The organism is Streptomyces sp. MP131-18, from assembly GCF_001984575.1.
GTDB lineage: Bacteria > Actinomycetota > Actinomycetes > Streptomycetales > Streptomycetaceae > Streptomyces > Streptomyces johnsoniae.
In genome coordinates, this window is record NZ_LZNS01000001.1 from 6,272,492 (window position 1) to 6,284,876 (window position 12,385).

A 12,385-nucleotide genomic window follows, 5' to 3' on the forward strand; every position below is an offset into this window, starting at 1 on the left:
GGGGGCTGGGTTCGTCGGCGTGCAGAGTGCGTGGCAGGGTGCCGTGGCGCATGGCCTGGATCATTTTGATGACCCCGCCGATGCCTGCCGCGGCCTGCGTGTGTCCGATGTTGGATTTCAGCGATCCCAGCCACAGGGGCTGGTCCTCGGGCCGGTGCTGGCCGTAGGTGGCCAGCAGGGCCTGGGCTTCGATGGGGTCGCCGAGGGTGGTGCCGGTGCCGTGTGCTTCGACGGCGTCGATGTCGTCCGGGGCGAGGCCGGCGTTGGCCAGTGCGGCGTGGATGACGCGTTGCTGGGAGGGGCCGTTGGGGGCGGTGAGGCCGTTGCTCGCACCATCCTGATTGACGGCCGACCCGCGGATGACGGCCAGGACCGTGTGCCCGTTGGCCTGCGCGTCGGAGAGGCGTTCCAGCAGGACCATGCCCGCGCCCTCGGCCCATGCCACGCCATCGGCCGCGGCGGAGAACGACTTGCACCGGCCATCGGGAGCCAGCCCACGCTGCTGGCCGAACTCGACGAACATCCCGGGCGTCGCCATGACGGTGACGCCGCCGGCCAGCGCCAGCGAACACTCACCACTGTGCAGCGCCTGCGCCGCCTGATGCAGGGCGACCAGCGAGGAGGAGCAGGCGGTGTCGACCGTCACCGCCGGGCCTTCGAGGCCGAACGTGTACGCGACCCGCCCCGAGGCGACACTGACGGTACTGCCGGTCAGCAGGTAGCCGCCCAGCCCGTCGTCGCCCTCGTGCAGTCGCGGGCCGTACTCCTGGGCCATGGCGCCCACGAACACGCCGGTGTCGCTGCCGCGCAGCCGCTGCGGATTGATCCTGGCGCGTTCGAACGTTTCCCAGGCGATCTGGAGCAGGACCCGCTGCTGAGGGTCCATGGCCATGGCTTCGCGGGGACTGATGCCGAAGAACTCGGGGTCGAACTCGGCGGCGTCGTCCAGGAAACCACCGTGTCGGGTATACGTCTTGCCCCGGACTCCCGGCTCGGGGTCGTACAGGCTGTCCAGGTCCCAGCCCCGGTCCTCGGGGAACGCGCTGATCGTGTCCGTGCCCTCGTCGACCAGCCGCCACAGGGCTTCCGGCGTGTTGGCGCCGCCGGGGAAGCGGCAGGCCATCCCGACGACCGCGATCGGCTCGTCGGCGTTCGCGGCCGGCATCCCGGCCTTCCCCGCCGTCCCGGCCTTCCCCGCCGTCCCGGCCGTCCCGGCCGTCCGTGCGGACGCGGTCGGCAGGAAGTCGTCGCCGCCCAGTGCGAGTTCACACAGCCGTTGGGCCAGCCGGGCCGGGCTCGGGTGGTCGTAGACGACGGAGTTGGGCAGGGCCAGCCCGGTCACATCGGTCAGCTTCTCCTTGAGCTGAACCGCCAGTGTCGAGTCCATGCCCAGGTCGCGGAATGCCCGGTCGGTGTCAACCGAGTCCGCGCTCAGGTGGCCGAGAACGATCGCTGTCCGCAGCTGTACCAGCTCGAGCGCCTCGCGATTCCGCTCCTCCTCCGGCAGCGCCGCGAACCGCTGCCGCCACGTCGCGCCCCCGCTGTCCGCGGTCTCCTCCGCGCGTTCCTCCTCCTGCCGCACGCCACTTGCCCGCGTGGCGGGCACGAACCCGGCCGCTGTCTCCGGCCAGTAGCGCTCGCGCTGGAACGCGTAGGTGGGCAGCGGAACGCGGCGCGGCGCCCGCCCCGCGAACACGGCGGACCAGTCGACGGGCACGCCGCGCACGTGGAGCTCGGCCAGGGACCCGAGGAGCAGCGGCCACGGCTCCTCGTTCCGGCGAAGCGACCCGACGACCAGACGGTCGGGCAGGGTTTCCCGCAGGCCGAGCGTCAGCACGGGGTGCGGGCTCGACTCGATGAACGTGCCGAACCCGTCCTCCGCCATCCTCCTGAGCGTCGGCTCGAACAGCACCGGCCGGCGAAGGTTGGCGTACCAGTAGTCGGCGTCCAGCCCGGCCGTGTCGATGGCGGCCCCGGTGACGGTCGAGTAGAACGCGATGTCGGAGGAACGCGGCGTCACCCCGGCGAGCTGCTGAAGCAGCTCATCCCGGATGGCCGCCACGTGCGGCGAGTGGGAGGCCCAGTCCACCGCGGGAACGGCCCGCGCGCGGATACCGTCCGCCTCGCAGCGCTCCAGCAGCCGCGCGACGACGTCGGGAGCACCGGCCACGATGGTGGTGCTCGGCCCGTTGACCGCGGCGACGCTCAGCCCTTCGCCGATGGTGGCGACGTACTCGGCGACCCGGTCGGCAGCCAGCGCGACCGACACCATGGCCCCGGTGCCCGCCAGCGCCAGCAGCGTCCGGCTGCGCAGCGCCACGATCCGGGCGGCGTCCTCCAGACCGAGCGCTCCCGCGACGTGTGCCGCGGCGACTTCGCCCTGCGAGTGCCCGATCACCGCGTCCGGCCGCACGCCCAGCGACTCCCACACCCGCACGAGCGAGACCATCACCGCGAACAGCGCGGGCTGGACGACGTCCGCGCGTTCGAGGGGCGGCGCCCCGGGCTCGCCGGTGAGCGTGTCCAGCAGCGACCAGTCGAGGTACGGGGCGAACGCGTCGTGGCACGCCTCGACCGACGTGCGGAAGACCGCGGAGGTGCGCAGCAGTTCGCGCGCCATCCCCTCCCACTGCGAGCCCTGCCCGGGGAATACCAGCGCGACCTTCCCGTGGTCGCCCGTGATGCCCGTGATCAGGCCCGGCACCTCGGCCCCGTTGCGCAGCGCCGCCAGCTGTGCGGCGTGATCGGGGCCGAGGGCGACGGCGCGGTGCTCGAAGTGCGTGCGCGTGCCGACCAGCGACCAGCCGATGTCCAACGCGTCGGCGTCGGCGTCGGCGTCGGCATCGGTGGTCGGCAACTCGCGTAGCCGCTCCGCCTGTGCGCGCAGGGCCGCCGCCGTGCGTCCCGACACCGGCCACGGGGACAGCGGGATCTCCTCCCCGCTCTCCTCCTCGCTCTCCGCCGCGCTGTCGTCCCCGCTCTGCCGCGCGGCGTCCTGGCCGGACTCGTTCGGCTCGGGCGCCCCGGCGATCACGACGTGGCAGTTCGTCCCGCCCACGCCGAAGGAGCTGACCCCGGCGAACAGCTGGGATTCCGGCCACGGGCGGGCCGTGGTCTGCACGCGCAGGTTCAGCGCCTCGGGGTCGATGTGCGGGTTGGGCGTCTCGTAGTTGAGGCTTGCCGGGATCTCCCGGTGCTTGATGCCCAGCGCCGTCTTGATCAGCCCGACGATCCCCGCCGCGCCCTCCAGATGCCCGACGTTCGTCTTGGCCGACCCGACGAGGACGGGTGAGCCCGCGGGCCGCGCGCTGCCGTAGACGGCGCCCACCCCCGCCGCCTCCAGCGGGTCGCCCGTCGGGGTGCCCGTGCCGTGCAGTTCCACGTAGCGCACCTGGGCCGGGTTCACGCCCGCGTCCTCGCACGCCTGACGCAGCACCGCCGCCTGGGCCTCGGTGCTGGGCACGGTGAGCCCCTCGGTGTCACCGTCGTTGTTGACCGCGCTGCCGAGGACGACCCCATAGACGGCGTCCCCGTCCCGCACCGCGTGCGCCAGGGGCTTCAGAACGACGACCCCGCCGCCTTCGCCACGCACGTAACCGTTGGCCCGCGCGTCGAACGTGAAGCAGCGTCCGTCCGGCGACAGCCCGCCGAACCGCCCGGCGACTTCGGCGCTTTCGGGCGTGAGGTTGAGCGCGACGCCGCCGGCCAGGGCCAGGCCGGTCTCGCCCTTGCGCAGGCTCTCCAGCGCCAGGTGCACCGCCACCAGCGACGACGACTGTGCGGAATCGACCGTGAGGCTGGGGCCGCGCAGGCCAAGCGCGTACGACACCCGGTTCGCGATGACGCCGCGGTTCAGCCCGGGCAGCGAATGCTGCGTTACGGCGCCGCCGCGCTGCGCCAGCGCCGCGTAGTCACCGGCGATCGCGCCGACGAAGACGGACGTCGCGGTGCCGCGCAGCGTCTCCGGGACGATGCCCGCGTCCTCCAGCGCCTCCCAGGCCAGCTCGGCGAACAGCCGCTGCTGCGGATCGATCGCCACGGCCTCGCGCGGCGAGATCCCGAAGAACGCCGCGTCGAACCCGTCCACGTGGTCCAGGAACCCGCCGTACCGCAGCCCGGCACGTTGCGGCTCCGGCAGATCGGGCAGGACCTCGCCGGGATTCCAACGGTCTTCCGGCACCTCGGTGATCGCACTGCGCCCCTGGCGCAGCAACGCCCAGAAGGCGCCGGCGTCGGGCGCCTGGGGCAGGCGACACGACACACCGACGATGGCGATGGGTTCAGTTTTCTGGACACGATCACTCGGCATGCTGGCGAGTGCCTCCCTCATCGCGCGCTCCGAGACCGCCTGGGGCGTGCGGTTTCATCTGAGGCACGATCGTCAGCCCCGCCGCCCGTCCCCAGCTACCCGTAGAGCCCCCTAGCAGTGTTTCGCCTGGTTGGTTCGGCCGTGAGGTGGGCAAACGGAGCCCACCGCGGAACGCATCGTGCGCCTGTCCCCGCCGGGCGGCGGGGACAGGCGCACGGCGGCCCCTGCGGGGCCGCGGCGGATCAGACGCTCTCCAGGCTGACGGCGTGCATGCCCTCCAGGAGCTGGTCGCGGTTCCTGATGCCCATCTTGCGATAGACGCGGGTGAGGTGCTGTTCGACGGTGCTGACCGTGATGAACAGTCTGTCCGCGATCTCCCGGTTGGCGTACCCCTGGGCGGCGAGTATGGCGACGCGCCGCTCCGACTCACTGAGCCCTTCGAACGTGCCCCGGTCCGCGCGTTCGCTGCCACCGGACCGAGGGCTTTCCTTGGTCTCGGCGCTGCGGGGCATGGTCGTCGGAAGCAGGGCCTGGCACATGGCTTCCGCCCCGCAGCTCTTGGCGAGGCGCCATGCCCTCCGCGCGGTGCGCCGTGCCCGGCCCTTCTCGCCCAGCTCCTGGTAGGCGCGGCTGAGGTCGACCAGGACGGCAGCGGCGTCGTACCACGCGCCCTTGGCCTCCAGCAGGCGGAACGCCTCCAACAGCAGGGGAGGCTGCTTGGCGGTCGGCTGGACCATGGCAAGACCGTGCAGGGCCATCCCACGCGACCGTGTGAGCCCGATGTCGGGCGTCGCGGCCTGCTTCTCGACGAGCAGGGCCGCCCGGTCCCGCTCGCCCAGCCGCAGCCACGCCGCGGCCGCCCCCAACCGCCAGGGCGCCAGGGCGGGCGTGTCGATGTCCCAGCGCTGCATCAGCGTGCCGCACTCCAGGAAGTCGGACAGCGCCATGGACATGTTGCCCGTCGCGAGGTGGTGGCGGCCGCGGGCGTACAGGTAGTGCAGCCCCGCGCGGGTGAGGAACAGCGCCGGCGGCGGCTCGTGCGCCAGGTGCTTGGTCACGGCCTGGTGGTTGCCCATGGCGGTGTGGGCCTCCACGAGGATGGCCAGCGCGAGCGTGCTGCTGACGTTCCACGTCAGGCCGGACAGCAGGGCGTATGCCGCCTCCGCCTGGCGCACGGCGTCGGCCAGTTGGCCACGCCGCAGCGAGATGAGCGCACCGGTGGATTCGAGCATTCCTCGCCAGATCGGTGCGTCATATCTTCGTGAGCCGGCCGCGAGGACCCCGTGCCACTTGCGGGCTTCGTCGAACTTGTCCGCGTAGCACAAGGCCAGCAGAGCCGTGTGCAGAGCGTGCATCCGCCAGGGGGCGGGGGACTGGGTGCCCTGAAGCACCTGCTCGGCCAGGGCGATGGCGTACTCGTCCGCCCCCCGTTCGAGAGCGCGGGCCAGCGCGTGCCGCGCGCGTAGCTTCGAGGTGGACGTCGACGAGACGGTCGTCGTCGGGAACGGACGGCGCGGCCGGTGCAGCAGGCCAGGGAACTCGGAGGCCATCAGCAGCGGGATACCGAGCAGCGCGGCCGTCATGTCCTCGTCGCCGTCGTTGAGATGGTCGACGACTTCCAGGGCTTCGTCGAAGTGGAGGTGGAACATCATGCCTTCGGCGACCTGCAACGCATCCCTCGTCGTCAACATCCCCGCAAGAGCGGGGCCCTTGAGCGCCAGGAAGTGCTGGGCGGAGTCGGCGGGACTTGCCTGCCACTGGCCGAAGGCGTAGTGCGACATCACCGAGAGGCGCGCGGCCTCCTCCGAGCAGCATTCGCGCGCCAGCTCCAGACATCGGATGCCCTGCCCCACGTCCCCCTCGGCCAGAGCCTGACGGCCGGCCTCTCGTAAAACCGGCACCATCCAGTCGTCGTGCAGCGGGCCGGCGGCGAGCAGGTGCACGGCCACGGTCTGGGGCGCCGCCCCGCCGTGGTGGAGCAGAGAAGCGACGCGGTGCCGCAGGTCCGTTGCCTCGTCATGGGGCATTTCGCGGAGAACCGCCTGCTGAACGCCCGAGCGGCGGAAGCGGGCGCCGTCCAGCACACCGATGCCGGTCAGCAGCCCCAGATAACGTCTGACCAGCTCCGCGTCGATGCCGCTCAACCGGCTCAACAGGAGCGGGGTGGCCGCCTTGTCCAGCAGCGCGACGCACTGCGCGAGCAGGACGGCGCGCGGGCCGAGCCGGTGCAGGCACGCGAGGACTGCCTGCTGGAAGATGTGCCCGGTCGTCAGCCGTCCCTCCGCGCTCGGCTGGACGGCCGGGCCGTCGCCCGCCGGCACGACGGAATCCGTGGTCGCCTCGGGCGCGGCACGCAGCCGGTGCTCCTCGATGAGCGCCTGAACGAGCAGCGGGTTCCCCACACTCAGCGTGTGAATCTCCCCAACCAGCTCGTCCGAGGGAACGCACGGGGACCGGCCCGCGGCCAACGCCCTTATGCCTTCACGCGAGAGCGGCCCCAGGTGGAAGCGGCGCACGCTCGTCTGGTACAGGAGGTCGTACAGGATGTGCGGCGGTTGCTCCTCGACCGAGGTGCCGCGCGTGAACACCAGGGTGACGGGCAGCTGGGTCAGGCGCTGCGCCAGGTACCGCAGACAGAAGAGCGTGGCCGCGTCGGTGTGCTGGATGTCGTCCACCGTGATCAGCAGGGGACGTACGGCGGCCAGGTCGGCGACGAGCCGGTGCGTCTGCCTCGCGACCGCCACGAGGCCGTCGTGGGCCACAGGTGGCGCTGGAGCGGCCGCCACGTGCGTGGGCTCGATGAGACGTACCGCGTCCGGGACGTCGACGCCCAGAGGTTCGGTATCCGCCAAGTGCGCTTGGAGCGCCTGCAGGAGCTGGGTGAGCGCACCAAAGGGGAGGTCACGCTCATGCGGCGCACTCACCACGCTGAGCACTGCGCTGCCCGCCGAAGCGGCCTGGTCCGCCAAGGCGTTGAGCACGCTGGTCTTGCCCATCGCGGTCGAACCGCTCACCGCGGCGACGGTACCCCTGCCCCGTGCGGATTGAAGCAGTAGGTCATCGAGTCTTTCGAGTATTTGGGTGCGCTCCACCAACACTGTTGAGAATCCCCTGTCGGCATGTCAATCACGCAGCTGCCGTTTCCAGCAGCGGCTGGAAACAGGTCGGCCTAGTCCTTCGAGGTGTCGTAGTCGTTGAGCAGTGCTCGGCGGCAGAGTATTCCCGCAGAGCCAGGACAAACAAGGACCGCCCCCCGGAAGTCCCAGATGTTACTGCGGCAAATGCATTCTGGCCAGCACCCGCTGGGAGAGCGTGTTGGCGCGTGGTCTCTCCCCAGGCGAGAGCCCGCCTCAGGCGCCGCTTGGGCGGCTCGGATGTCAGCGACTGTTGGTCGAGAGTTCGCCCTCCGATTGTCTGGGGCAAGCGAGCCGTTGATCAATTTTGAGAGACGCCTGTGAGGATGATAATGGGTGCCTGAGGCCGTACGGAGGCGAACAGTGTCCGTCACTCCACGGCCCGGATAGCCGTATCGATACACGACATGACGCCTTGTCAAGCGCGTGCCGACGGCCGGTCACCGGAAACTCATTGGCGCTATGTGATCACCCGCGGTCACAGCGGCTCGGCGGCCGATCGGGCACCCGGCCGGCCTGCCGATCGCGCGCCGCCCCCCGCCGCCCGCGCCCCAACCCGTCGCTGTGCAGGCAGAATCCGCGCCGCTCGGCCCGCGCGCCGCAGCGAACGGGCAACCGCGCCCGAAGCGGCCACCCCCTGCCCGTGTGCTGACCGTTTCGCCGCTGAAGCTGACCGTACTCGGCCCGTATCCACCGGTGCACTGGCTGATATGACCGGGGGTGCCGGAATATTCGTGACCGTTCTGGCGGGAAGGGTGACCGCTGACGGCCCGCATGTAACGGCGTCCCGGCTGCTATGACTGGAGCCCGAATGCCGGTGACCGTTCTGGAGAAATGACTGGCTGCAAGCGGTCCGCACGTGCCGCTGTTCCGGCTGGTATGACCGGGCGTGCCGGAATATTCGTGACCGTTCCGGAGGGAAAGAGTGACCGCCGACGGCCCGCATGTACCGGTGCCCCGGCGGGCGCTACCGGCAGTACCGGATTGCAAAGAATCGCCGGATGTGTCAGGCCGAACTGGCCATTGGGCTACCGGCGAACGCGGCCGGTGCGCTGCCTGCTCGCCGGGTGGGCGGACGGGCGAAGGGCTCGGCTAAATGTCAACGCGGTTTCCCATTGTTGCCGTCCTGTCACGCAGCAGTTGGAGATTGCATCCAGCGCCAGGAATGCCGCCGAAGTTGCAAACGAAGACCCTCGGTAAGGGAGCGACCGCGTAGCGAGTACGCCGTAAAACATGCCGTCACCCGGCGCCGCCGCCATCGACATGACGAGGCCGCCGGTCCGCGGACGCCGGCCGGTGGCAGCCGACCGGCCGCACGATGACCGCCGGCAGAACCGGAACCGCCCCGACACGGAACCGGCAAACCCGACGGCAACGCGGACGCCGCCTTCCTCCCGGCATCCGGCCGTGCCCGGCATGGTGCCACGAGCCGCTCCCGTAGCGTAACCGGGCGTGGCCGCTGCGACGACCGAGCCGACGACCGAGCCGACGACCGAGCCGACGCCACCGAACGCCCAAGGGGGCTGGTGGACGCAGCGGTGCGGTGGCACACGTTAGGGGCGATCAGGGGTTGGGGGTGGATTTGGGCCCTGCGTAGCGTTCCCGGCAATCGTGCGTCGCCGCGTCGGCGCCCTCTCAACCCGGGGTGACTTTGGTGGGTAACCAGGACAAGCTTCTTGACTACCGCGCAAAAAGTAGTGCCAGGAAGCTGCCCGCGGCCCGCGAGCACACCGCGGAGGCAACCGCCGTGGCCGCGGACGCCCACCGCTCCCCGAGCACGGCAGACGCGCCCACAGCGCACGCCCGCACACACGGTGACGCCGTTCCGGCCGCGACCGGCCCTCAGCCCCACCGGCCGCCCCGGCCGCACCACCACCCCTCGCCCGGCACCACCGCCCGCAGGCCCCATGCCCCGGACGAGGCGTCCCCGCTCCCGCCCTCCGGGGCCGCCACGCCACGCGGCTCCCGACAGCGCCGCAAGGCCACCCGGCGGGCCGGGCCCCGATCCTCCATGCGGCACCGGCCCGGCAGAGCCGCCAACTCCGCCGTGGCACGTCGAGCACGCCCAGCGCCCTGGCCGAGCACCCCCACCCGCCCGGCAAGGAGCGAGTGCAGACGGCCCCTTGCACCGCCTGCACCGTCTGCACCGTCGACGAGCGGCTTGAGGCTCCCGACTCCGGACCCGCCCGGCCACGGGCCGCTCCGGGGCATTTTCATGCCGCTCCAGGGATGCGTAACCGCAGCTGAGAACGACCCGACCGCACACGGTCGAGAGATGGTTGGAGAAATGGCGCCCACGCCCACGGCCAAGGGAACCGTTCCCTTCCGCGAGTACGCGACCTGGTACCGCGTCACCGGAAGGCCGGGAGCGGGCCGCCCGGCGCTCGTCGTCGTGCACGGAGGCCCCGGCAGCACCCACGACTACCTGCTCCCGCTGGCCGGCTTCGCCGAACGCGGCTGGCCCGTCGTCCACTACGACCAGCTCGGAAACGGGGGCTCCACCCGCCTGCCCGACGCCGACCCCGGCTTCTGGACGCCCGAGCTGTTCCTCGACGAGCTCGACAACCTCCTCAACCGCCTCGACATCGCCGACAACTACGTCCTGTTCGGGCAGTCATGGGGCGGGATGCTGGCCGCCTGGCACGCCTCCGCCCGCCCCGCCGGACTCCGCGGGCTGGTCATCGCCAACTCACCCGCCTCCTACCCGCTGTGGCGCAAGGAGATGGACGTGCTGCGCGCCCAGCTGCCACCGGGCGTGGACGAAACGTTGCGGCGCCACGAGGAGGCGGGCACCACCGACAGCGACGAGTACCTGCAGGCCATGCTCACCTTCTACAGCCGCCACGTCTGCCGCCTCGACCCGCTCCCCGGCGAACTCGCGGCCACCTACATGGAGATCTTCACCGACCCGACGGTCTACCGCGCCATGAACGGCCCCAACGAGTTCCACGTCATCGGCAGCCTGCGCGACTGGTCGGTGATCGACTACCTGCCCGGCATCAGCGTGCCGACCCTCATCATCTCCGGCCGTCACGACGAGGCCACCCCGGCGACCGTTCGGCCCTTCGAGGAACTCATCCCGAACGCCCGCTGGGAGATCTTCGAAGACTCAAGCCACCTCACGCACCTTGAGGAGCCCGAGCGCTTCACCGAGGTGCTCGGCGGATTTCTAGACACGATCGGCGCGAACGGCGCGCAGACCACGACAGTGAGCGGAGGCTGAGACAGCGGTGGATGCCAAGGTCGAGGAGATCATTGAGGCGCTGCGCGGCTCGCTCGTCGAGAACGAGCGGCTGAAGCGGGACAACCAGAGCCTGCGTGCCACCGCGAGCGCCACGACAGAACCCATCGCGATTATCGGCATGGCCTGCCGCTACCCCGGCGGCGTCGCCTCTCCGGAGGACCTCTGGGACCTCGTCACCGAAGGCCGCGACGCCATCGGCCCGTTCCCCACCGACCGTGGCTGGGACCTGGACGACATCTACGACCCGGAGCCCGGCAAGCCCGGCAAGAGCTACGTCCGCGACGGCGGATTCCTGCACGACGCTGCGCTGTTCGACCCGGACTTCTTCAGGATCAGCCCGCGCGAGGCCACCGCCATGGACCCCCAGCAGCGGCTCCTGCTGGAGATCACCTGGGAGGCGATGGAACGGGCCGGCCTCGACCCGGCAACGCTCCGCGGCAGCCGCACCGGCGTCTTCGCCGGCGCGATGTACCACGACTACGGCATCACCAGCAGCGACGGCAGCCTGGTCTCCGGACGCGTCGCCTACACGCTCGGCCTCGAAGGCCCCGCCGTCACCGTCGACACCGCCTGCTCCTCATCGCTCGTGGCACTCCAGTGGGCGTCGCAGTCCCTGCGCTCGGGCGAGTGCACGCTGGCGCTGGCCGGCGGCATCAGCATCATGGCCACCCCCGAGACGTTCATCGAGTTCAGCGAGCAGCGCGGGCTCTCGCCCGACGGCCGCTGCCGTTCGTACTCCGCCGACGCCAACGGCACCGGCTGGAGCGAGGGCGCGGGCGTCCTGCTGCTGGAGCGCCTGTCGGACGCACGGCGCAACGGGCACCAGGTGCTCGCGGTGATCCGGGGCAGCGCGGTCAACCAGGACGGCGCCTCCAACGGCCTGACCGCGCCCAGCGGTCCGTCCCAGCGCCGCGTCATCAAGCAGGCGCTCGACGCGGCCGGGCTGACGACCGCCGACATCGACGCCCTGGAAGGCCACGGCACCGGCACCACCCTCGGCGACCCGATCGAGGCCCAGGCGCTCCTCGCCACATACGGTCAGAACCGCGCCGAAGACCAGCCGCTGTGGCTGGGATCGATCAAGTCGAACATCGGTCACACCCAGGCCGCCGCAGGCGTCGCCAGCGTCATCAAGATGGTCAAGGCCATCCACCACGGCATGCTGCCCAAGACACTGCACGCGGACGAAGTAACGCCGCAGGTCGACTGGGACGCCGGGAACGTCCGCCTGCTCACCGATGCCCGTTCCTGGCCCGACGCCGGCCGTCTGCGCCGCGCCGCGGTCTCCTCGTTCGGTGTCAGCGGCACCAACGCCCACGTGATCCTCGAACAGGCGGAGCTGGCCCCGGCGGACCACGCCGACCCGGCCGCGCCGCCCGTGGCGACCGAGGCCACCGAGGCGTCCGAGTCTCTGCCGGTGCTGTCGCCGGGTGTTCCGGCGTGGGTGGTGTCGGGTCGTAGTGCGGTGGCGCTTGCGGGTCAGGCGGGCCGGTTGCGGGAGCATGTGGTGGCGCGGCCGGAGTTGGCGGCGTCGGATGTGGCGCGCTCTTTGGTCTTGACGCGGTCGGTGTTTGAGTATCGTGCGGTGGTGCTGGGGTCGGAGCGTGAGGTGCTGCTGGCCGGGTTGGCCGCGGTGGCCACGGACCAGCCCACGGCGGGTGTGGTGTCCGGTGAGGTTGCTCCGGTGGGCACCGGTTC

At 71.3% G+C, this 12,385-nt stretch carries 3 protein-coding genes and 1 pseudogene; 2 read left to right on the top strand and 2 right to left on the bottom strand.

What is annotated here, in order from left to right; translation table 11 throughout:
• Both STBA_RS28170 and STBA_RS28175 read right to left on the bottom strand, forming a co-directional pair.
• Positions 1-4,309 (bottom strand): type I polyketide synthase (locus tag STBA_RS28170; protein ID WP_143659633.1); only part of this gene is annotated, 4,309 nt, incomplete at its 3' end.
• A gap of 242 nt (positions 4,310-4,551) precedes the next feature.
• Positions 4,552-7,407 carry a LuxR family transcriptional regulator gene (locus STBA_RS28175; protein WP_253195063.1) on the bottom strand — a complete coding sequence of 952 codons (2,856 nt, stop codon included), beginning with the start codon at positions 7,405-7,407 and terminating at the stop codon, positions 4,552-4,554.
• Between the two features lie 2,323 nt (positions 7,408-9,730).
• Here STBA_RS28175 and STBA_RS28180 point away from each other — a divergent pair.
• Together STBA_RS28180 and STBA_RS28185 are read left to right on the top strand one after the other, a co-directional pair.
• Positions 9,731-10,666, top strand: coding sequence for a proline iminopeptidase-family hydrolase (locus STBA_RS28180; protein ID WP_077061882.1), 936 nt, complete (start codon positions 9,731-9,733; stop codon positions 10,664-10,666).
• Between the two features lie 28 nt (positions 10,667-10,694).
• Positions 10,695-12,385: pseudogene (locus tag STBA_RS28185) on the top strand (beta-ketoacyl synthase N-terminal-like domain-containing protein); the annotation flags it as partial.

Excerpts from the sequence above, each read along its gene's own strand:
- STBA_RS28180 (WP_077061882.1), top strand. The coding sequence starts at position 9,731 with ATGGCGCCCACGCCCACGGCCAAGGGAACCGTTCCCTTCCGCGAGTAC.